The organism is uncultured Mycobacterium sp. (genome assembly GCF_964249325.1).
In the GTDB taxonomy this organism is placed as follows: Bacteria; Actinomycetota; Actinomycetes; order Mycobacteriales; family Mycobacteriaceae; genus Mycobacterium.
In genome coordinates, this window is record NZ_CAXUCH010000006.1 from 1 (window position 1) to 22,455 (window position 22,455).

At 66.2% G+C, this 22,455-nt stretch carries 16 protein-coding genes and 5 pseudogenes (1 of these 21 only partly in view); 15 read left to right on the forward strand and 6 right to left on the reverse strand.

Annotated features, from left to right (window positions below; genetic code table 11):
* A pseudogene (locus tag ACFE99_RS01705) lies at positions 1 to 159 on the reverse strand (hypothetical protein); the annotation flags it as partial.
* Positions 160 to 200: 41 nt separating this feature from the next.
* Positions 201 to 836, reverse strand: a complete 636-nt coding sequence (locus ACFE99_RS01710) for a hypothetical protein (protein WP_375481825.1) — start codon at positions 834 to 836, stop codon at positions 201 to 203.
* Between the two features lie 181 nt (positions 837 to 1,017).
* Between ACFE99_RS01710 and ACFE99_RS01715 the strand changes: the two are divergent.
* A pseudogene (locus ACFE99_RS01715) lies at positions 1,018 to 2,186 on the forward strand (mannosyltransferase).
* Here ACFE99_RS01715 and ACFE99_RS01720 read toward each other — a convergent pair.
* Positions 2,167 to 2,457: a 4a-hydroxytetrahydrobiopterin dehydratase gene (locus tag ACFE99_RS01720; RefSeq protein ID WP_375481827.1), complete on the reverse strand. Its 291-nt coding sequence runs from the start codon at positions 2,455 to 2,457 to the stop codon at positions 2,167 to 2,169. The pseudogene ACFE99_RS01715 and the gene ACFE99_RS01720 overlap by 20 nt on opposite strands.
* Before the next feature lie 26 nt (positions 2,458 to 2,483).
* Here ACFE99_RS01720 and ACFE99_RS01725 point away from each other — a divergent pair, with 26 nt between their 5' ends.
* The 7 genes from ACFE99_RS01725 (at position 2,484) to ACFE99_RS01755 (ending at position 14,128) form a co-directional block, all read left to right on the forward strand.
* Complete coding sequence (locus ACFE99_RS01725) at positions 2,484 to 2,867, forward strand: (deoxy)nucleoside triphosphate pyrophosphohydrolase (protein WP_375481829.1); 384 nt, start codon at positions 2,484 to 2,486, stop codon at positions 2,865 to 2,867.
* A 474-nt stretch (positions 2,868 to 3,341) separates the two neighbouring features.
* Positions 3,342 to 7,040: a nitrate reductase subunit alpha gene (locus tag ACFE99_RS01730; RefSeq protein WP_375481906.1), complete on the forward strand. Its 3,699-nt coding sequence runs from the start codon at positions 3,342 to 3,344 to the stop codon at positions 7,038 to 7,040.
* 34 nt (positions 7,041 to 7,074) lie between these two features.
* Complete coding sequence (narH, locus tag ACFE99_RS01735; protein WP_375481831.1) at positions 7,075 to 8,724, forward strand: nitrate reductase subunit beta; 1,650 nt, start codon at positions 7,075 to 7,077, stop codon at positions 8,722 to 8,724.
* A complete protein-coding gene (gene narJ, locus ACFE99_RS01740) occupies positions 8,721 to 9,374 on the forward strand; it encodes a nitrate reductase molybdenum cofactor assembly chaperone (RefSeq protein ID WP_375481833.1) in 654 nt (217 codons plus the stop codon). Before narH ends, narJ begins: the two co-directional genes overlap by 4 nt.
* A gap of 1 nt (position 9,375) precedes the next feature.
* Positions 9,376 to 10,113, forward strand: coding sequence for a respiratory nitrate reductase subunit gamma (gene narI, locus ACFE99_RS01745; protein WP_375481835.1), 738 nt, complete (start codon positions 9,376 to 9,378; stop codon positions 10,111 to 10,113).
* 172 nt (positions 10,114 to 10,285) lie between these two features.
* Positions 10,286 to 12,172 carry a translational GTPase TypA gene (gene typA, locus ACFE99_RS01750; protein ID WP_375481837.1) on the forward strand — a complete coding sequence of 629 codons (1,887 nt, stop codon included), beginning with the start codon at positions 10,286 to 10,288 and terminating at the stop codon, positions 12,170 to 12,172.
* Between the two features lie 51 nt (positions 12,173 to 12,223).
* Positions 12,224 to 14,128 carry an ABC transporter family substrate-binding protein gene (locus tag ACFE99_RS01755; RefSeq protein ID WP_375481839.1) on the forward strand — a complete coding sequence of 635 codons (1,905 nt, stop codon included), beginning with the start codon at positions 12,224 to 12,226 and terminating at the stop codon, positions 14,126 to 14,128.
* Between the two features lie 131 nt (positions 14,129 to 14,259).
* Here ACFE99_RS01755 and ACFE99_RS01760 read toward each other — a convergent pair whose 3' ends face one another.
* A complete protein-coding gene (locus ACFE99_RS01760) occupies positions 14,260 to 14,865 on the reverse strand; it encodes a TetR/AcrR family transcriptional regulator (protein ID WP_375481841.1) in 606 nt (201 codons plus the stop codon).
* A 354-nt stretch (positions 14,866 to 15,219) separates the two neighbouring features.
* Between ACFE99_RS01760 and mshB the strand changes: the two genes are divergently transcribed.
* The 5 genes and pseudogenes from mshB (at position 15,220) to ACFE99_RS01785 (ending at position 20,812) form a co-directional block, all read left to right on the forward strand.
* On the forward strand, positions 15,220 to 16,131 hold the full coding sequence (gene mshB / locus ACFE99_RS01765; RefSeq protein ID WP_375481843.1) for an N-acetyl-1-D-myo-inositol-2-amino-2-deoxy-alpha-D-glucopyranoside deacetylase: 912 nt from the start codon (positions 15,220 to 15,222) through the stop codon (positions 16,129 to 16,131).
* Positions 16,132 to 16,225: 94 nt separating this feature from the next.
* Positions 16,226 to 16,732, forward strand: a complete 507-nt coding sequence (locus tag ACFE99_RS01770) for a hypothetical protein (RefSeq protein WP_375481845.1) — start codon at positions 16,226 to 16,228, stop codon at positions 16,730 to 16,732.
* A gap of 108 nt (positions 16,733 to 16,840) precedes the next feature.
* Positions 16,841 to 19,417, forward strand: a complete 2,577-nt coding sequence (locus tag ACFE99_RS01775; RefSeq protein ID WP_375481847.1) for a bifunctional FO biosynthesis protein CofGH — start codon at positions 16,841 to 16,843, stop codon at positions 19,415 to 19,417.
* A pseudogene (locus tag ACFE99_RS01780) lies at positions 19,417 to 20,181 on the forward strand (maleylpyruvate isomerase N-terminal domain-containing protein). The gene ACFE99_RS01775 and the pseudogene ACFE99_RS01780 overlap by 1 nt, the downstream one beginning before the upstream one ends.
* Positions 20,182 to 20,221: 40 nt before the next feature.
* Positions 20,222 to 20,812: a YbhB/YbcL family Raf kinase inhibitor-like protein gene (locus ACFE99_RS01785; RefSeq protein ID WP_375481849.1), complete on the forward strand. Its 591-nt coding sequence runs from the start codon at positions 20,222 to 20,224 to the stop codon at positions 20,810 to 20,812.
* A 172-nt stretch (positions 20,813 to 20,984) separates the two neighbouring features.
* Here ACFE99_RS01785 and ACFE99_RS01790 read toward each other — a convergent pair.
* Positions 20,985 to 21,125, reverse strand: a pseudogene (locus ACFE99_RS01790) (hypothetical protein); the annotation flags it as partial.
* Complete coding sequence (locus ACFE99_RS01795) at positions 21,122 to 21,679, reverse strand: PadR family transcriptional regulator (protein WP_375481851.1); 558 nt, start codon at positions 21,677 to 21,679, stop codon at positions 21,122 to 21,124. The gene ACFE99_RS01795 and the pseudogene ACFE99_RS01790, both read right to left, overlap by 4 nt.
* 229 nt (positions 21,680 to 21,908) lie before the next feature.
* Here ACFE99_RS01795 and fdxA point away from each other — a divergent pair, with 229 nt between their 5' ends.
* Positions 21,909 to 22,235 (forward strand): ferredoxin, encoded by a 327-nt coding sequence (fdxA, locus tag ACFE99_RS01800; protein ID WP_083085170.1) that lies wholly within the window; start codon positions 21,909 to 21,911, stop codon positions 22,233 to 22,235.
* A 26-nt stretch (positions 22,236 to 22,261) separates the two neighbouring features.
* Positions 22,262 to 22,455: pseudogene (gene dapC / locus ACFE99_RS01805) on the forward strand (succinyldiaminopimelate transaminase) (it continues 960 nt past the right edge of the window).

A 22,455-nucleotide genomic window follows, 5' to 3' on the forward strand; every position in this document is an offset into this window, starting at 1 on the left:
ACTCAGCTGCGAGAGCGCCGGCAGACCCGGGAGCTGTTGGGACGGTATCGGCTGCGGTGGAGCCGGGTCAGCAGCGGCGCTGGGGCACAGCGCTAATCCGGCGGTCGAGGCGATCGCAACGGCGGCGAAGCTGCTGCGCAAATTCCAGATGCGTACCACGGTGTTCTCCCGGTATCTCGGTGGGTCAGCCGACTACACGCTCAGGGCAGCGCCGAAAGCGGTATCAATATCGGGTTGTTGATCACTCCCGGCGCGGGGGTCGCAGCCGATGGCGCCGGGGTGGGCGGCGTCATGCCGCGCGGAATCGGGACGCCCCCCGGAGCAAGCGAAGCCAGATCGCCTGGCAAGGACACTTGCTGCGGCAGCGGCACCGGCGAGAACGGCACATTCGGCAGCGAAACCTGCGCGTTCGGCATCAGCTGACCCGGACCAGCCGCCGGAGCCGCCGCACCCGGAGCAGCCGAGGGCACCGAAGGAGCGGCGCCCGGCAAGATTGAATTGAGCCCTGGCATGGCGGCGGGCGTCCCCGGGGTGGGCGACGTAGCTGGCGGTGCGAGAGCGGATGCCCCCGGAACGTTCGCCGGCAGCTGCGGCACGCGGATGTCGGCGCTGGCCATCGGCGGCGGGGTCGGCGGTGTGGCCGGGGCTCCACCGAGGGCGCTCGTGAGGCCCTGGAGCAACTGCGGTGCATTGGCAAGCTGCTGGCCGATGCTGCCGATGTTGGGAACCGGCGCCGGTGGCGCGGTGTCGGCATGGGCGATCCCGCCCGTCAGCAGCGCGGCCGACGAGCCCACCACAACGGCGGTCGCGCGTAACAACGTCCAAATGGTTGACATGACTCTCCCTGGTTTTCGACGACATGTTCCGGCGCCGATCGTTCGCGCGATACCAAAGTGACTCAAGTGACACGTGTGGCGGTTATTTGATCGTTAGGCAAACGAGCGGTCACGGTGACCGGCGGCCCGTCGCCCAGGCAACGCGGCGTCGAATCGGTCCACGCTCGCTAAAGTCGGGCACATAGAAACCACTACGGCCGCCCCGGCGGCAACCCCGACCCGCCGGCAGGCGATCCCAGTAGGAGCTGCCGCGCCGGTGTTGCTCTGCCTGAGCATCGCGGCCCGGCTGGCCTGGACCACCCTGGCGCGCTGTACAGCTACGTCTACGCCGACCAGACGCCCGATTTCCCGCTGCCGTTCACCTACCCGCCATTCGCGGCGGTGGTCTTCTCTCCTCTGCACTTCCTGCCGTTCGGCCTCGTCGCATTCCTGTGGACGGTCGGGACCATGGCGGCGTTATACGGCGTGGTTCGCATCAGCCAGCGGTTGCTCGGTGTGCCAGCCGGTGCTGGCCAGCGCGCCGCCATGCTGTGGACCGCGGTCTCGATCTGGATCGAGCCGTTGCGCAGCACATTCGACTACGGCCAGATCAACGTGCTGCTCGTGCTGGCCGTGCTCTGGGCGGCCTACACCACCCGGTGGTGGCTATCGGGCCTCCTGGTCGGCGTGGCTGCGGGGGTGAAGCTGACCCCGGCGATCACCGGCCTCTATTTCGTCGGGGTCCGGCGGTGGGCGGCGGCGGTGTTCTCGGCGGTCGTCTTCTTGGCAAGTGTTGCGATCTCTGCACTCGTCGTCGGCGACCAGGTGCGCTACTACTTCACGGACCTGCTTCCCGACACCGATCGGGTCGGGCCGATCTGCACGACCTTCAATCAGTCCTGGCGCGGGGCCATCTGTCGCATCTTCGGTCACGACACCGGATATGACCCGCTGGTGGTTGCGGCGATTCTTATCACCGCGGTACTGGCGGTGCTGGCATGGCGGGCCCTCAAGAGTGCCGGCGGTGCACCGGACCGGTTGGCCATACTGTTGGTGGTGCAGCTGTTCGGGTTGCTGCTCTCCCCGATTTCGTGGACTCACCACTGGGTATGGCTGGTGCCGTTGATGATTTGGCTAATTCACGGGCCGCTGTCCGACCGCCGCGGCACCCGGATTCTCGGGTGGTGCTGGCTCGCGTTGACCATCGTCGGTGTGCCATGGCTGCTGAGCTTCGCGCAACCGAGCATCTGGCAGAGCAGCCGGCCGTGGTATCTGGCTTGGGGCGGGCTGGTCTACATCGTGGCGACGTTGGCCACGCTGGCATGGATCGCCGCGAGCGGACGACGAACGGTCAGCTCGGAGTCCCGATAATCCCGTTGATGTCGCGCGCCATCGCTATGTCGTTTTGCGTGATGCCGCCCTCGGAATGTGTCACCAACGCGAAAGTGACTGTCCGCCAACGGATATCAATATCCGGGTGATGATTCTTAGCTTCCGCGTGCTCAGCCACCCGGCGCACAGCGTCGATGCCTGCCATGAACGATGGGAACTTGATCGACCGGCGCAGCACACCGCCTGTTCGCTCCCAGCCGTCGAGGTCTGGCAGTGCGGCGTCGACTTGTTCATCGGTTAACACAGCCATGGATCGACGGTATACCGTCACCGGCGATGCCGAACCAGATCATCGTCGCCGGAGCCGTCATCTCCGGATCCGCACTGTTGGTTGCACAACGGGCCCGGCCGCCGGAATTAGACGGCCGCTGGGAGCTGCCCGGCGGCAAGGTCATGGCCGGGGAATCCGAGCCCGAGGCACTGGCCCGGGAGCTGGCCGAAGAACTCGGCATCCACGTGGTGGTCGGCGAGCGGCTGGGGCACGACATCGACCTCGATGACACAGCGACGCTGCGCGCCTATCGCGTCGAGTTGATCCGTGGTCAGCCCCATCCTCGCGACCACCGCGCGCTGCGCTGGGTGACGGCCGTCGAACTGGATCAAGTCGACTGGGTGCCCGCCGATCGGGCATGGCTGGCTGCGCTGTCCGAAATCCTCTGAAAGTGCGTACCCGCAAGCACCACGCCGACACGCCCTCAGCCGTCTTGCGGCAAACACACAGGATTACCGAAGGTGCGGCTTGTGATCAAGTTTTTACAAGGACATGCGAAACATTTACGTCGGATTACTCTCTGTTAGCGGTGCCGATGATTTCCTGTACCACGTGGGTCCGGCTTCCGGGGCTGTTACCGGCGCGTTTCGACGCAGGAGCCCGGCGCTGGCTATAGATCTCTTCGCCGGCAGCGCCTCGACAGCCAGCATGGCCCGCCCGCAACCCACCGCTTATGCTTGTAAACAGTCGCTGATCAGCGCGCGGGCCGCCGATGCAGACGGGCACGTCAGCAGCTGGTCGGCCGGGTCGGCGAGATCGCCGTCGAATCGCTGACCGATCCCGCGACAACCGCAACGGGTTGCACGCCCACGGCCCTCAAGCCGAAGCGGCGCCGCTACTTGTAAGGAGATCCTCAGGTGACTGTGACACCGACACCGCACGTCGGAGGTCCTCTGGAGGAGTTGCTGGAGCGGAGCGGCCGCTTCTTCACGCCGGGCGAGTTCTCCGACGACCTGCGAACGGTCACGCGCCGCGGCGGCCGCGAAGCCGACGTGTTCTACCGGGACCGGTGGAGCCACGACAAGGTGGTCCGCTCCACCCACGGCGTCAACTGCACCGGCTCGTGCTCATGGAAGATCTACGTCAAGGACGGGATCATCACCTGGGAGACCCAGCAGACCGACTACCCGTCGGTGGGTCCCGACCGGCCGGAGTACGAGCCTCGCGGCTGTCCCCGCGGTGCGTCGTTCTCCTGGTACAGCTATTCGCCGACCCGGGTCCGCTACCCCTATGCCCGCGGTGTGCTGGTCGAGATGTTCAGGGAAGCCAAAGCCCGGCTCGGCGACCCGGTGCTCGCGTGGGCCGACATCCAGGCCGACCCCGAGCGTCGCCGCCGCTACCAGCGCGCCCGCGGCAAGGGCGGCCTGGTCAGGGTGAGCTGGGCCGAAGCGACCGAGATGATCGCCGCAGCCCACGTGCACACCATCAAGACCTACGGTCCCGACCGGGTCGCCGGCTTCTCGCCCATCCCGGCGATGTCAATGGTCAGCCATGCCGCCGGCTGCCGGTTCGTCGAGCTGATCGGCGGCGTGATGACGTCGTTCTACGACTGGTACGCCGACCTGCCGGTCGCCTCGCCACAGGTCTTCGGCGACCAGACCGACGTCCCCGAGTCCGGCGACTGGTGGGACGCAGCGTATTTGGTCATGTGGGGCTCCAATGTGCCGATCACCCGGACCCCGGACGCGCACTGGATGGCCGAAGCTCGCTACCGCGGCACCAAAGTGGTGACGGTCAGCCCTGACTACGCCGACAACACCAAGTTCGCCGACGAGTGGATGCCGTGCGCGGCCGGCACCGACGGGGCGCTTGCCATGGCGATGGGTCATGTGGTCCTCTCCGAATGCTATGTCCAACAACAGGTTCCGTTCTTTACGGACTACGCGCGCCGCTATACCGACCTGCCGTTTTTGATCAAGCTCGAAGAGCGCGACGACGCACTGGTGCCCGGAAAGAACCTCACTGCAGCCGACATCGGTCAAGCGGTGGAAAATGCGGCGTTCAAGCCGGTCGTTTTGGACGCAGATACCGACTCCATCGTCGTGCCCCACGGCTCAATCGGATTCCGCTACGGCGAGGACGGGCTCGGCAAGTGGAATCTCGACCTGGGCAATGTGACACCGGCGCTGAGCGTGGAACTTCCGCGCGCCAGCAACGGTGACCGCGCGACCGCGCTGGTCCGGCTGCCCGGCTTCGACACCATCGACGGGCACGGCGAAATCGTGTCGCGCGGCGTCCCGGTGCGCCGCGTCGGCAAGCACCTGGTGTGCACAGTGCTCGACTTGATGCTCGCCCACTATGGGGTAGCACGCCAGGGGTTGCCCGGCGAGTGGCCCACCGGATACGACGACGCCAGCCATCCCAATACGCCCGCCTGGCAGGAACCGATCACCGGAGTGTCGGCCGCGCAGGCCATCCGTGTCGCACGCGAATTCGCCCGCAGCGCAGAGGAATCCGGCGGGCGCTCGATGATCATCATGGGCGGCGGCATCTGTCACTGGTTCCACGGCGACGCCATCTACCGCGCGGTGCTGGCGCTGCTGATGCTGACCGGGTCCATGGGACGCAACGGCGGTGGCTGGGCCCACTACGTCGGTCAGGAGAAAGTGCGACCGCTGACGGGGTGGCAGACGATGGCGATGGCCACTGACTGGTCGCGGCCACCGCGGCAGGTGCCCGGCGCCTCGTATTGGTATGCCCACACCGACCAGTGGCGCTACGACGCCTACGGAGCCGACAAGCTGACGAGCCCGGTGGGTCGCGGCCGGTTCGCCGGTAAGCACACGATGGATCTGCTGGCCTCCGCCACGGCGATGGGGTGGAGTCCGTTCTATCCGCAGTTCGACCGGTCCAGTCTCGACGTGGCCGACGAAGCGAAGGCGGCCGGTCGTGACGTCGGGGAATACGTTGCCGAACAACTCGGGCAGCGCAAGCTGAACCTGTCGATCAGCGATCCCGACAATCCCGTCAACTGGCCGCGGGTGCTCACCGTGTGGCGAGCCAACCTGATCGGCTCCTCGGGCAAGGGCGGTGAGTACTTCCTGCGGCATCTGCTGGGAACGGACTCCAACGTCCAGGGCGACGCTCCGGGCGACGGGGTCCGGCCCACAGATGTCGTTTGGGACAAGGAGATTCCGGAAGGCAAGCTCGATCTGATGATGTCGATCGACTTCCGGATGACCTCCACGACGTTGGTGTCCGACATTGTGCTGCCAGCTGCCACCTGGTACGAGAAGGCAGATCTGTCCAGCACCGACATGCACCCGTATGTGCACGCCTTCAGCCCGGCCACCGACCCGCCGTGGGAAACCCGGTCGGACTTCGATGCTTTCGGCGCGATCGCCCGCACTTTCAGCGCGATGGCCAAGCGTCACCTCGGTACCCGCAGCGACGTGGTGCTCACCGCACTCGGGCACGACACCCCGGATGCGTTGGCCTATCCCGATGGCACCGAACGTGATTGGCGGCATACCGGCGAAGTGCCGATACCGGGCAAGACGATGAGCAAGCTCACCGTGGTGGAACGCGACTACGGCGCGATTTACGACAAGTGGCTGACCCTGGGCCCGCTGGTCGACAAATTCGGGCTGACGGTAAAAGGCGTCACCGTGCATCCCTTCCAGGAAGTCGGGCAATTGGCCGCCAAGTTCGGTGTGATGAACTCCGGTGCCGGCCAAGGCCGTCCGGCGATCACAACCGCCAACCGGATGGCCGATGTGATACTGCTGCTGTCCGGCACGTCCAACGGCCGGCTAGCGGTCGAGGGTTTCCGCGAGCTGGAGAAGCGCACCGGCCAGCGGCTGGCCCACCTGGCCGAGGGCAGCGAGGAAAAGCGCATCACCTACGCCGACACCCAGGCCCGTCCGGTTCCGGTGATCACCAGCCCGGAGTGGTCCGGCAGCGAGACCGGGGGCCGCCGCTACGCGCCTTTCACGATCAACATCGAGCACCTCAAGCCTTTTCACACGCTCACCGGACGAATGCACTTCTACCTCGCCCACGACTGGATCGAGGAACTCGGCGAGCACTTGCCCGTCTATCGGCCACCGCTGGACATGTCGCGGCTGTTCAACGCCCCCGAGCTGGGCCCCACCGGAGATGGCATCGGGCTCACCGTCCGGTACTTGACCCCGCACTCCAAGTGGTCTTTCCATTCCACCTACCAGGACAACCTCTACATGCTCTCGTTGTCGCGCGGCGGTCCGACCATGTGGATGAGCCCAGCAGATGCGGCGAAAATCAATGTCCGCGACAACGATTGGGTTGAGGCGGTCAATGCCAACGGCATCTATGTGTGCCGGGCCATCGTCAGCCACCGGATGCCCGACGGCGTGGTGTTCGTCTACCACGTGCAGGAACGCACCGTGGACACCCCCCGCACCGAGACCAACAACAAGCGCGGCGGTAACCACAACGCGCTCACTCGGGTGCGTATCAAGCCCAGCCACCTCGCCGGCGGCTACGGTCAGCACGCGTTCGCCTTTAACTACCTTGGCCCGACCGGCAATCAGCGCGACGAGGTGACCATAGTGCGGCGGCGCAACCAGGAGGTGCAGTACTGATGCATCTGCCGAAGCACGCCGAGCGGGGCCGCCGATGAAAGTCATGGCGCAACTTGCGATGGTAATGAACCTCGACAAGTGCATTGGCTGCCACACCTGTTCGGTCACCTGCAAACAGGCCTGGACCAATCGCAGCGGAACCGAGTACGTCTGGTTCAACAACGTCGAAACCCGGCCGGGCGTGGGCTATCCGCGCACCTACGAAGACCAGGAGCGCTGGCGCGGGGGCTGGATCCGTGACAAGAAGGGCCGGCTGCGGCTTCGCGACGGCGGCCGCATCGCCAAGCTGCTGCGGATTTTCGCCAACCCCAAACTGCCCACCATCGGCGACTACTACGAGCCGTGGACCTACGACTACGAAAACCTCACCTCGGCGCCGCTGGGCGATACGTTCCCGACCGCCGCGCCGCGCAGCCAGATCAGCGGGGAACGGATGAAAATCGAGTGGGGCGTCAACTGGGACGACAACCTCGCCGGCTCCACCGAGACCATGCGCGACGACCCGGTCCTGAAGAAGGTGAACGAGGACGTCAAGCTTGCGCTCGAAGAAACCTTCATGTTCTACCTGCCGCGGATCTGCGAGCACTGCCTGAACCCGTCCTGCGTGGCATCGTGCCCGTCCGGTGCGATGTACAAGCGCACCGAGGACGGCATCGTACTGGTCGACCAGGACCGGTGCCGCGGCTGGCGGATGTGTGTGTCGGGATGCCCGTACAAGAAGGTGTATTTCAACCACAAGACCGGCAAAGCCGAGAAATGCACCTTGTGCTACCCGCGCATGGAGGTCGGCCTGCCGACCATCTGCTCGGAAACCTGTGTAGGCCGGTTGCGGTACCTCGGGCTGGTGCTCTATGACGCCGACCGGGTGCTGGAGGCGGCGTCGGTGGAAAAGGACACCGACCTCTACCAGGCGCAGTGCCAGGTTTTCCTGGACCCCGGCGACCCGGAGGTGATCGCCGCCGCGCGCGCCGAAGGCATCTCCGGCGAGTGGATCGAGGCCGCCCAACGCTCACCGATCTACGCGCTGATCAACAAATACAAAGTGGCGCTGCCGTTGCACCCGGAATACCGGACCATGCCGATGGTCTGGTACATCCCGCCGCTGTCGCCGGTGGTGGACGCGGTCAGCCGCGAGGGCCACGACGGGGAAGACCTGGGCAACCTCTTCGGCGCGTTGGAGGCGCTGCGTATCCCGATGCAATACCTGGCCGTACTGTTCACCGCCGGCGACACCAGCGTCGTCGAGCAGGTGCTGCGGCGGTTGTCGGCGATGCGCTCCTACATGCGTGACATCAACCTCGGACGTGAGACCCAGCCGCAGATACCCCATGCCGTCGGGATGACCGAAGAAGAGATCTACGAGATGTACCGCTTGCTCGCGATCGCGAAATACGAAGAGCGCTACGTCATTCCGACTGCGTACAAAGCCGAGGCCCGCGAGCTGGACCGGTTGGCGGGGTGCTCGCTGGACAGCGACGGCGGACCGGGTATGTACGAAGGCGGCGCATTCGGCACAGCCGACGCACCGGTGCCGGTCAGCGTGGAGACCTTTCACACGCTCAAGCAGCAGGCGGGCGCCGGCGGGTCCACCAACGGCAACGGTTCATCGCGGGTAAACCTGTTGAACTGGGACGGCGGCGAGGTGCCGACCGGGATGTTTCCCGAAGAGCAGCAGAAGCAATGAGGCTGCGCGCCCGATCACGAGAATCCGTACTGCGCGACCGGTTGGTGTGGCAGGCGGCCTCGCTGCTGTTGGCCTATCCCGACGAGCAGCGCGACGAGCGACTCGACACGGTGGAGCGCCTGCTGGCCCACCTGGACGGGACCGTTGCCGAGCTGCTGGGTCGCACCGTCGCCGCCCTGCGGGCCACCGATGCGCTGACCGCCGCCGCCGAATATGTCGAAACCTTCGATATGCGCCGCCGCTCGACTATGTACCTGACCTATTGGACGGCCGGCGATACCCGCAACCGGGGTCGCGAAATGCTGGCTTTCGCCGCGGCATACCGCGACGCCGGTGTCGAACCGCCCAAATCCGAAGCACCCGATCACCTTCCGGTGGTACTCGAGTTCGCCGCGACGGTCGACCCGGAGGCGGGGCGCAGGCTGTTGGTCGAGCACCGGGTGCCCATCGACGTGTTGTTGGGCGCGTTGCGGGACGCGCATTCGCCCTACGAACACGTCATCGCCGCGGTGTGCGAAACGCTCCCGCCGGTTACCGACCAGGATGTGCGCCGCGCGCAACGGCTCGCCGCGCAGGGACCCCCGGCCGAAGCCGTTGGCTTGCAACCGTTTACTTTGACCGTGCCACCCAAACGAACGGGCGGAACCTGAGATGGCCCACACGAGCCTTACCGAGATCTTCTGGGACGTCGCACCATATGTCTCGCTGTCGATCGCCGCGGTCGGGACCTGGTGGCGGTACCGCTACGACAAGTTCGGCTGGACCAGCCGGTCCTCACAGATCTACGAGTCACGGCTACTGTCGATCGGCAGTCCGCTGTTTCACTTCGGCAGCCTGATGGTGATCATGGGCCACATCATGGGCCTTTGCATTCCCGAGTGGCTAACAGAGGACATCGGGATGAGCGACCATTTTTACCACCTGCAGGCACTGATCCTCGGTGCGCCCGCCGGGGTCGCCGCCCTGATCGGCATCGGGTTGCTGATCTATCGACGTTGGACCAGCGGACCGGTGCGCCTGGCCACCACACTGAGCGACAAGCTGATGTACCCGGTGCTGGTGTGCGCGATGGTGGCCGGCATGAGCTGCACGATGATGGGGGCCACGCACTACGGCCAGGTGAACGACTACCGGCAGAACGTGTCGGTCTGGTTCAGGTCGATCTTTGTGCTGGACCCGCGTGGCGATCTGATGCTGCAGGCGCCGTTCTACTTCCAGGTGCACGCGACGATCGCACTGCTGCTGTTCGCGCTGTGGCCGTTCACTCGACTGGTGCACGCGTTCAGCGTTCCGATCGCGTATCTGTTCCGCCCCTACATCGTCTACCGCAGTCGCGAGGTCGTTGACGATCAATTGGTCGGGGCAGCGCCGCGCCGCCGCGGTTGGTAGCCGCGGGCGAACCGACTAGTCGACACTGCGCTGACCGCATCGATCCTGCGCTGGCCGCGCCGACGCGCCGACGGCATGCGCTATGTACGCAGACTCGATCCAGCGGGCATCGCGGCCAGCCTCGGCCAGCTGCAATTTCGCGGTCGGCGCCAACCACTGCCAGAATCACCCGGTGCAATTCCGCAACGTCGCCATCGTTGCCCATGTCGACCATGGCAAGACGACACTGGTCGACGCGATGCTGCGGCAGTCCGGCGCGTTGCACGAGCGCGGCGAAGCCAAAGAGCGGGTGCTCGACACGGGTGATCTGGAGCGGGAGAAAGGCATCACGATCCTGGCCAAGAACACCGCCGTGCACCGTCACCACAGCGATGGAACGGTCACGGTCATCAATGTGATCGACACCCCTGGCCACGCCGACTTCGGTGGCGAGGTGGAACGCGGGCTTTCGATGGTCGACGGGGTCTTGTTGCTGGTCGACGCCGCCGAAGGCCCGCTGCCGCAGACCCGCTTCGTACTGCGCAAGGCGCTGGCCGCGCATCTGCCGGTGATCCTGGTGGTCAACAAGACGGATCGGCCCGACGCCCGCATCGCCGAGGTCGTCGACGCCAGCCACGATCTGCTGCTCGACGTCGCGGCCGATCTCGACGACGAAGCGGCGAAGGCCGCCGAGGAAGCCCTCGGTCTGCCGACGCTGTACGCCTCCGGGCGGGCCGGCGTGGCCAGCACCGTGCCGCCCGCCGACGGCCGGCTTCCCGAGGGCGACAACCTAGATCCACTGTTCGATGTTTTGCTGCAGCACATCCCACCGCCCGGCGGTGACCCGGATGCTCAGCTGCAGGCGCTCCTCACCAATCTCGACGCGTCGGCGTTCTTGGGTCGGTTGGCGTTGATCCGCATCTACAACGGCCGGTTGCGTAGGGGACAGCAAGTGGCGTGGCTGCGCGAACTCGACGGCGAACCCGTCGTCGCCGCCGCGAAAATCACCGAACTGCTGGCCACCGAGGGGGTAGAGCGGTCACCCACCGAGCAGGCAGAAGCCGGTGACATCGTGGCAGTCGCTGGCATACCCGACATCATGATCGGCGACACTCTCGCCGACCCCGTCAATCCCGTTGCGCTGCCGCGGATTACCGTCGACGAGCCGGCAATCTCGGTCACCATCGGAACCAATACCTCGCCGCTGGCCGGCAAGGTGCCCGGCCACAAGCTCACCGCGCGGATGGTCAAAGCCCGGCTGGACGCCGAGCTAGTGGGCAATGTGTCGATCCGGGTGCGCGACATCGGCCGGCCCGACGCCTGGGAAGTGCAGGGCCGCGGCGAGCTGGCGCTGGCCGTGCTGGTCGAGCAGATGCGCCGAGAGGGTTTCGAGTTGACCGTCGGCAAGCCGCAGGTGGTGACCAAGACCGTCGACGGCAAATTGCACGAGCCGGTTGAGGCGCTGACCATCGACTGCCCGCAGCAGTACGTCGGCGCGGTCACCCAGTTGATGGGCGCGCGCAAGGGCCGCATGGTCGAGATGGTCAACCACGCCACCGGCTGGGTGCGGATGGATTTCACGGTGCCCAGCCGCGGGCTGATCGGGTGGCGCACCGATTTCTTGACCGAAACCCGCGGCACGGGTATCGCCCACGCGGTGTTCGACGGCTACCGGCCGTGGGCGGGGGAGATCCGGACCCGTCACAGCGGCTCGCTGGTGTCGGACCGCTCCGGCACCGTCACGGCGTATGCGCTGCTGCAGCTGGCCGACCGGGGCCAGTTCTTCGTTGCGCCCGGGCAGGACACCTATGAGGGCATGGTCGTCGGGGTCAACCCCCGCCCGGAGGACCTCGACGTCAACGTCACCCGGGAAAAGAAGCTGACCAATATCCGCTCGTCGACTGCCGAGGTCATGGAGACCGGAGCCAAGCCCATTGACCTCGACTTGGAGCGCGCCATGGAGTTCTGTGGGCCCGACGAATGCGTCGAGGTCACCCCAGAGTGGGTGCGGGTACGCAAGGTCCAGCTCGGCGCTACCGAGCGGGCGCGCAGCCGGGCACGGGCCAAGGCCCGCGGCTAGCGTCATGAACGGTGCGGTTGCCCCGCAGCCAATGGGCCGGCCGATACCCTGATGGGCGTGCCGAAACGAGCCTGCCGCGCCTGGTTAACCATCGGCGCGCTGGCTTCAGTGCTGGGGCTGGCGGTGTCGGGCTGTACCGTCAAGCCGCCGCCCGCGCCGCAGAGCACCGAGACGTCGCGTAGCTCGCCGCCGCCGCCCCCGCGCGTCATGCAGGTCATCATGGGCATCGACTCGATCGGCGCCGGCTTCAACCCCCACCTGCTATCCGACCTGTCGGCGGTCAATGCCGCGGTCAGCGCCCTGGTCCTGCCCAGCGCGTTTCGCCCGGTTCCCGACCCGAACACTCCTACAGGTTCGCGATGGGAAATGGATCCGACGCTGCTGGTATCCGCTGACGTCACCAACGACAACCCGTTCACGGTGACCTACAAGATCCGGCCTGAGGCGCAGTGGACCGACAATGCCCCGATCGCCGCCGACGACTTCTGGTACCTGTGGCGGCAGATGGTCAGCCAGCCCGGTGTCGTCGACCCGGCCGGTTATGACCTCATCACCGGCGTGCAGTCGATCGACGGCGGCAAGCAAGCAGTCGTCACGTTCTCCCAGCCGTATCCGGCATGGCGGGAGTTGTTCAGCAACATCCTGCCGGCACACATCGTCAAAGACGTCCCCGGCGGCTTCCCGGCCGGGCTGGCTCGCGCGCTGCCCGTCACTGGTGGACAGTTTCGGGTGGAGAACATCGACCCGCAGCGCGACGAGATCTTGATCGCCCGCAACGACCGCTACTGGGGCCAGCCGGCCAAGCCGGATCTCATCCTGTTCCGTCGCGCGGGCGCGCCTGCCGCGTTGGCCGACTCGATCCGCAACGGCGACACCCAGGTCGCCCAGGTGCACGGCGGGTCCGCGGCATTCGCCCAACTGTCCGCCATTCCCGACGTGCGGACCGCTCGGATCATGACGCCGCGGGTCATGCAGTTGACGCTGCGTGCCAATGAACCCAAGCTGGCCGACTCCCAGGTGCGCAAGGCGATTCTGGGGCTACTCGATGTGGATCTGCTCGCCGCGGTCGGCGCCGGCAGCGACAACACGGTCACGCTTGACCAGGCGCAGATCCGCCCGCCCAGCGACCCTGGATATGTGCCGACAGCGCCGCCGGCGATGACCAAGGCGGACGCACTGAGTCTCTTGGAGGCCGGCGGCTACCAGATCGAAAACGACACGTCTGCGTCAGTGCCGCCGCCAGCAGACCCGGCTACCACACCGCTCAACACCGGAGCACCGGAATTCACCCGTGGCCGGATCAGCAAGGACGGCAAGCAGTTATCACTGGTTATCGGCGTCGCATCGAACGATCCGACGGCGGTGGCAGTGGCCAATACGGCCGCCGACCAGTTGCGCAACGTCGGCATCGCCGCCACCGTGCTGGGGCTGGATCCAGTGGTGCTCTACCGCGACGCGTTGGTCAACAACCGGGTGGACGCCGTCGTCGGCTGGCATCAAGCCGGGGGCAACCTCGCGACGCTGCTGGCTTCCCGCTACGGCTGCCCCGCGTTAGAGCAGACGCCGGTGTCGACATCGAGTGCGCCCGCGGCCAGCAGCTCCGACGGATCACCGACCTCACCGCACGCCGCGACACCCTCGAGGACGCCGACGTCAACGCCGCCGAGCCGCTCACTGGAGCCGGGTGCGCTGGTGCAGGCGCCGTCGAACATCACCGGCATCTGCGACCGAAGCATCCAGTCGAATATCGACGCTGCCCTGCAGGGCACCAAGGACATGAACGAGGTGATCAACGCGGTAGAGCCGCGGCTGTGGAATATGGCGACCGTGTTGCCGATCCTGCAGGACACCACGATCGTCGCCGCGGGACCCAGCGTGCAAAACGTCAACCTGTCCGGCGCGGTGCCGGTTGGCATCGTCGGCGATGCCGGTCAATGGCTCAAGACCTCGCAATAACATCCCGCAGGTAGTAGCCGCTAGCGTTCACTGACTTGAGTGGCTATCGCTTTCGGAGGCGTGCGCGGCGAGGTGACCCGGCACCGGCCCGGGGTGCCGTGCCATCCATTTTGCAGCGCAAGGCTTTTCGGCTACCCGCCTCGACTGAACGCCGGCGTCCGCTGGGGAAGCACGGTGTCGAGAATCCGTGTGAGTTGTCGCTTGTTCGGCGGAGCTCCGGTCAACAGCAGGTGGTGGTTGATCAACGCAGGCCCAACCCGTGCGGTCAGCGGGGTAAGGCTGGCGGGATGGATGTCGCCGTTGCGCTCGGCGGCTCGCAGGATGGATTCAATGATGCGAAGACGGGGGGCCACAACGGCGTCGGCGAATATCGCGCGTAGCTCGGGTTCGTGCACCAACTGGCCGATGATATCCAGACTGGGAAAGTCGGTCTTGCCCGCGAGCACCTCACAGTGTGCGGTGAACACCGCCAACAGGTTCTCCCGCGGCGACCGGTCGGCGCTGGGCTCCGGCAACGGCGGCAGGGCGTGGAGCAGAGCGGCCTGAACCAGCGCGCGCTTGCTGGCCCAGCGTCTATACAGCGCCGCCTTGCCGGTACGGGCCCGTGCGGCGATCCCTTCCATGGTCAGCCCGCCGTAGCCCACTGCAGCCAGTTCGGCCAGTGTGGCCTCGTACAGCGCGTTCTCGAGTTCTTGGCCTCGGCGACGGCTTTTTACGGCTTTGCTCTGCTGTGGCATCCTCCGATAGTAGTCATCGTCGTTTCTCCTGGCGGTCACACGGCGCGGTTTTGCGATGATGCGGATCTCGGGGCAGTCAGCGCAGACCTTCGCGAAAACTGGGTCGCACCAGCAACATCCGCGCAAATGCGCGTTACGTTACCGTACCGCGAACGCCTTCGCGGGACGAGCTGCACGGACGTGACGCATTATTTACCGCTCGTACAAGGCGTTTAGCCGACATATGGCCGTAGACGTGACAGTTCGCTACGCGGATCGATCGACCAATGAACACCCCTCCCGGCTCTAAGGGTAGATCGTTGCGGAACCACCCGTGGTCCTTGCTGGGCACGGCGGCACCGGTACGGTTTCTCCATGCCGTCCCAAGAGACGCCGCGGTTGCTGTTCGTGCACGCCCATCCCGACGACGAAAGCCTCACGACCGGCGCCACCATCGCGCATTACACCGCTCGCGGCGCTCAAGTGCAGGTCGTCACCTGCACACTGGGCGAGGAGGGTGAAGTCATCGGCGAGCAGTGGGCGCAGCTGTCCGTCGACCACGCCGACCAACTCGGCGGCTACCGCGTCGGTGAGCTCACGGCCGCATTACACGCCCTCGGCGTAGGCGCACCGAGCTATCTCGGGGGCGCGGGTCGCTGGCGCGATTCCGGCATGCCCGGCACCGTGCAGCGGCGCCAGCAAAAGTTCGTCGACGCTGAAGAGCGCGACGTTGTCGGCGCACTGGTGTCGGTCATCCGGGAATTGCGTCCCCACGTCGTAGTGACCTATGACCCCAACGGCGGATACGGCCACCCCGATCACGTCCGCGCCCATGCCGTCACCACAGCGGCGGTCGCCGCCGCCGGGACTACCGACTATCCGGGTGCGCCCTGGACGGTGCCGAAGCTGTATTGGACGGTCATCGCTGCGAGCGCCTTCTCGGCGGGCTGGAGCGCGCTGCGTCGCGACGATTTACAGCCCCACTGGGTGATCCCGAGCGGCCACAGCGATATCGGCGAGTTCGGCTACCCGGACGAGCGGATCGATGCTGTCATCGAGGCACCTGATGCGCTACCCGCCAAAATTGCTGCGCTGTCCGCGCACGCCACCCAGGTTGTCGTTGGACCCACCGGGCGGGCGTGCGCGTTGTCGAACAACCTGGCGCTGCCGATCCTGGCGGAGGAGCACTACCTCCTGGTCGCCGGGACCGCGGGAGAGCGCGACGAGCGCGGCTGGGAGACCGACCTGCTCGCCGGACTCGAGTTGACCCCATCCGCCGCGCGGTAGGCTTCCTACCAGCCAGCCTCGTGGAAGGAACCGGTATGGACCCCGATATGGACCCCAACATGCAGCACTGGCAGGACCGACTCGACAACTTCCAGTGGGTGATCGCTTCCCTGGTCGCACAGCTCGACAGCATCCCGACCTGACTGCAACGCAGCCAACCGTCGCATCGAGTGATGACACCGCAGCGACGGATCCCGCCATCCGTATCGTCGTTCTTACCCTGCTGGCCATCGACGGGGTTCTGTCCGCACTCGCCGCGGCACTGCTGCTACCCGCCTATATCGGGTCGATTCCGTTCCCGATAAGCGCATTCATCAGTGGTTTGGTCAACGCCGCCCTGGTATGGGCAGCCATGCACTGGACGACGTCGTCACGGGTGGCCGCGTTGCCGTTGTGGACCTGGCTGCTGACCGTGGCCGCGATGACCCTGGGCGGCCCTGGCGACGACAGAATCTTCGACGGCCCCGGTGTGCTGACCTTGGCGCGGGCGCCGCTGCTGATCGCGGTGGGCGTGGTGCCGCCCGTGTGGATGGTGCTGTGGCGGCGGCGGCGCCGGACGAAATCGATCGAGCCCGAGGCGCCGGCCCCCAGCCCCAGGTGAGCCAGACCCGCGAAACTCAGGTCTAATGTGACGGTCATGGCAGGCAGCGAGATACGGAGATGGTGAGAGGGTGCGGATGATTTCGCAGCGAGCGGATGTTACGGGGGAGTGGCCCTGAACCCGCAACGCAGCGCCGACCTGCCCATTCCCGCCGTTCCGGGGAAACCCCCTGCCGCTAGCGCCAGCGCCCTGCGGCGTGTGTTGCGGCGTGCTCGCGACGGCGTGACGCTCAACGTCGACGAGGCCGCCCTGGCGATGACCGCCCGCGGTCAGGACCTGGCTGACCTATGCCGCAGCGCGGCGCGGGTGCGCGACGCCGGACTCGAATCAGCCGGACGGCGCGGCACCAACGGACGGCTGCCGGTCACCTACTCACGCAAGGTGTTCATCCCGGTCACCCATCTGTGCCGCGACACCTGCCACTACTGCACGTTCGTCACGGTTCCGGGCAGGCTGCGCGCCCAAGGGGCCGGCATGTATCTCGAACCCGACGAGATCGTCGACATCGCCCGCCGCGGCGGTGAACTCGGTTGCAAGGAAGCACTATTCACACTCGGCGACCGGCCCGAGCAGCGCTGGCCCGAGGCCCGGCAGTGGCTGGAAGAACGCGGTTATGACTCCACCCTGTCCTACGTGCGGGCAATGGCGATCCGGGTGCTGGAAGAGACCGGCCTGTTGCCGCACCTGAATCCCGGGGTGATGAGCTGGTCGGAGATGTCGCGGCTCAAACCGGTTGCGCCCTCGATGGGCATGATGCTGGAGACCACATCGCGGCGGCTGTTTGAAACCAAGGGTCTGCCGCATTACGGCAGCCCGGACAAAGACCCCGCGGTTCGGTTACGGGTGCTGACCGATGCCGGACGGCTGTCGATTCCGTTCACGACCGGACTGCTGGTGGGCATCGGCGAGACGCTGCAGGAGCGCGCCGAGACATTGCATGCAATCCGCAAGTCGCACAAGGAATTCGGGCACATCCAGGAAGTGATCGTGCAGAACTTCCGCGCCAAGGAGCACACCGCGATGGCCTCGACGCCCGATGCGGGATTCGACGATTTCCTGGCCACGGTGGCGGTGGCACGGTTGGTGCTCGGCCCGGGTATGCGCATCCAAGCGCCGCCGAACCTGGTGTCCCGCGAGGAATGCCTGGCGCTGATCGGCGCCGGTGTCGACGACTGGGGCGGCGTCTCGCCGCTGACGCCTGACCATGTCAACCCCGAACGGCCTTGGCCCGCTTTGGATGAACTGTCGGCCGTCACCGCCCAGGCCGGATACGAGCTGGTGCAGCGGCTGACCGCTCAGCCTAAATATGTGCAGGCCGGAGCGGCGTGGATCGACCCGCGGGTGCGTCGACATGTCATGGCGCTGGCCGATCCGGCGACCGGTCTGGCCCGCGACGTGAACCCGGTAGGGATGGTGTGGCAAGAGCCCGACGACGTCGCGTCGGCGGGGCGGGTCGATTTGCATTCGGCGATCGACGTCGAGGGCCGCGCCACCGAGGCCCGCAGCGATCTGGACAGCGCGTTCGGGGATTGGGATTCCATCCGCGCGCAGGTGCACGCGCTGGCCGTGCACGCACCCGAACGCATCGACACCGACGTGCTGGCAGCGCTGCGTTCGGCCGAACACGATCCCGCCGGCTGCTCCGATGAGCAGTATCTGGCGCTGGCCACCGCGGACGGACCGGCATTGGAGGCTGTTGCGGCGCTGGCGGATTCGCTGCGGCGCGATGCTGTCGGCGACGACGTGACGTTCGTGGTGAACCGCAATATCAACTTCACCAACATCTGCTACACCGGCTGCCGATTCTGCGCGTTCGCGCAGCGCAAGGGCGACCCGGACGCCTACTCGCTGTCGGTGGGCGAGGTGGCCGACCGGGCGTGGGAAGCCTATGTCGAAGGAGCCACCGAGGTGTGTATGCAGGGTGGCATCGACCCAGAGCTGCCGGTCACCGGGTACGCCGATTTGGTGCACGCGGTCAAGGCGAGGGTGCCGTCGATGCATGTGCACGCGTTCTCGCCGATGGAGATCGCCAACGGAGTCACCAAGAGCGGCTTGAGCATTCGTGAATGGTTGATCAGCCTGCGTGAGTCTGGGCTGGACACGATACCCGGCACTGCGGCCGAGATTTTGGACGACGAGGTGCGCTGGGTGCTCACCAAAGGCAAGTTGCCCACGTCGATGTGGATCGAGATCGTCACGACCGCCCACGAAGTCGGTCTGCGGTCGAGCTCGACGATGATGTACGGCCACGTCGACAGTCCACGCCACTGGGTGGCCCACCTCAATGTGCTGCGCGACATCCAGGACCGCACTGGCGGTTTCACCGAGTTCGTGCCGCTGCCGTTTGTCCATCAGAACTCGCCGTTGTACTTGGCCGGCGCGTCGCGGCCCGGGCCCACCCATCGCGACAACCGCGCCGTGCACGCGCTGGCACGGATCATGTTGCACGGCCGCATCTCTCATATCCAGACGAGCTGGGTCAAACTCGGGGTGCACGGCACCCAGGCGATGCTCAACGGCGGCGCCGACGACCTGGGCGGCACGTTGATGGAGGAAACCATCTCGCGGATGGCCGGCTCCGAACATGGGTCCGCCAAGACCGTGCCCGAGTTAGTCGCGATCGCCGAGGGTATCGGCCGGCCCGCACGGCAACGAACCACCACCTACTCACTGTTGGCGGCCTGATAAATCGAAAAGTCGACACCGACCGCTTTCCCGAGTGGCAGCCTTTCCTTGATGCAGTGCAGCAACGCCGACCCGACGCCGGCACGTGGTGTGAGGCCTGGACGGTGCGCGACATCGTCGTGCACCAAGCCGGCAATGCCGAAGAGCTAGCCCGGGTGCTGGCCAAACACCTCGAGGGCTAACGCGTCGACACGCGCAGCTTCTAGGAACGCGACGGCCCGCTGCGCGCGATGAACGCCACGGATCTGTGGGATGCCCTGCACGACAGAATGGCCAGACTCAACGAGGTCGCCGAAGCAGCCGACGTCATTCCCGCCGACACCGACGTCGCCTGGACCGGGCGCACCACGAAGCCTCCGTGGTTCGCCGAGCACATCCGCGAAGAATGCGTGTTGCACACCTGGGATATCACCGGAGACGACGCAGCCGCACAGGCCCGGCTGGCCGAACCCTGGATGACGACCCACAGCGTGATAGCGGTAGGAAAACCGCTGCTGAGGAAGGGCGCCGGGCTGCCTGATGCGGGCGAGCGCATCGAGGCTCGGCTGCAGGTTCCCGGCGTCGACGACCTCGTCGTGGCCGCTGAAAGCGGCTCGGTGCGAATCGAACTCACCGAGCCTTACGGACCAGCAACCCTGGAAACCGACGCGGCGGCACGCGTCCTGCTGCTATGGGGTCGCCGTCCCGCCGATCCCTCGCGCATCTGCAGCAGCGTCGGGCCCGAAACGCTGGGCCGGGTGCGCCGGCTGCTCAGCGGCTACTGAACTCTTTACGCCGCGGCCGCCCAGCGGGTATACACACGCCATGAGACTGGCGCTGGCCACTGTCGCGCTGCTACTTTTTGCGGTTCCCGCATGTGGTGGAGGCAAGATGAATCCGCAATCTCCTGGCCCCACTAGCTCCGGCGCGGCGACGAGCAAGACAACAGCACCGCCGGCGGGGTCGGCCACGTTCACTGTCACCAGTTCGGCGTTCGGTGACAACGCGCCGATCCCAGCCGAGTACTCCTGCAAGGGCCGTAACGTTCCGCCACCGCTTCGCTGGCAAAACGTCCCGCCCGGCACCAAGTCGCTGGCCGTGGTGGTCGACGACCCCGACGCCCCCGCTGGCCTCTACGTCCACTGGGTGGTTACCGGCATCCCGCCGTCGACCACCGCAATTGGGGACGGCCCGCTGCCCCAGGGATCAAGTGTCAGCCTGAACTCAGCAGGCAAGGCGGAGTACTTCGGCCCGTGCCCACCGGCCGGCACGGGAGTTCACCACTACCGCTTCCAGCTCTACGCGTTGAACAAACCGTTGACGCTGGCGCCCTCCACACCTGCGCTGGAAGCCACCCAGAAGATCGCCAATGCGGCCATCGCCGACGCCCGCACGGTCGGCCTGTTCGGCGACTGAAGCCCCTATAGGCGCGCGGCCAGCTCGGTGCCCTGTTTAATGGCGCGCTCGGGGTCAAGCTCGACGGCCAATGCGGCCCCGCCTATGACGTGCGGGTCAATACCCTTCCGCCGCAAGCTTTTTCCTGGGCACCCGCGCTTCGTACCGGCCGAAGCCGGAGTTGATCATGGTAGCGTTGGGCGAAATACTCGGCCAGCCGGTCGGTTTGGCGGGAGCGGTCTTCCAGCCCGGTGTGCCGAGAACCCATGACCACCCGTTTGCGCAGCGTGGCGAACCCTAGATCCAACGGGGCCAACAGATTCGGGTATGTCATGGCTGCCTCGACAGTGCCGCGGCCACCTCGTCGAGCCAGTTGATGGCGCTCTCCTCGGCGCGGATACCGCCCCGCAGCACCAGATACTGGTGTAGCGCGGTGCCCTGCAGTGTCGACGGATCGGGGAATTGGCGCTTCTGTAACCCGCGGTAGGTGTCGAGCAACTCGGCCCGTTCGGCGCGCAGTGCAGCGATCTGCGTGCGCAGCGCGGCCACATCGCCATAGGCCGCGCCGCGAAGCTTGACGGCGATGTCGCGGGTCCGGGTGTCGCGAAGTGCGCTGCCCCGCCCGGTGAGCGGCTCGGCGATCCAGCGGGCCAACTCTGCCCGACCGGCGTCGGAGACGGTGTAGACCTTCTTGCCCGGCCGGCGCTGCTGCGGGACGGGTGTCGCGTGCACCCAGCCGTCGTTCTCCATTGCCCGAAGCGTGCGGTAGATCTGCTGGTGCGTGGCGGACCAGACATAGCCGATCGACCGGTCGAATCGGTGGGCCAACTCGTAACCGGAGCCCGACTGTTCGCACAGCGACACCAGGATGGCCTGGGGAAGTGCCACGCCGGGAGCATAGGGGCTGCGCCGCGATATGCAACTAGTTGCACTGCACCGGCGTGCATAGCGGGGTGGTGGTGAGATTGTATATGCAACGTCTAGTATCAGTAATCAACGGAGACGCATCGCCCGCAAGCGAAGCGATAGGGCACACTGAGAGTTCGGTCAGCAACCCCAGGCGTCCTTTCCGAGCGGCCCACAGCAGGCACACGACCAGCACATGGAGGAGACCTTCGTGACGTACACGATCGCCGAACCCTGCGTCGACATAAAAGACAAGGCATGCATAGAGGAGTGCCCGGTCGACTGCATCTACGAGGGCGCTCGGATGCTGTACATCCATCCCGACGAATGCGTCGACTGCGGGGCCTGCGAGCCGGTCTGCCCAGTCGAGGCGATCTACTACGAGGACGACGTGCCCGAACAGTGGGCCCAGTACACGCAGATCAACGCCGATTTTTTCGCCGAACTCGGATCACCCGGAGGTGCGGCGAAGGTCGGCATGACGGAAAACGATCCGCAAGTGGTCAAGGATCTGCCGCCGCAAGGCGAGGGCGACTGAGCGGCCTGGTCGATCGCCGGCGGCGCGTGTCGGCGACATTACCTGAATTCCCCTGGGACACCCTGAGCGAAGCCCGGGCAGTCGCCGAAGCCCACCCGGACGGCATCGTCGACCTCTCTGTCGGCACACCGGTCGACCCGGTCGCGCCGCTGATCCGTGAGGCGCAGGCCAACGCCCCCGCCACGCCCCGCTATCCCCCAAACCCACGCACACCCAGGCG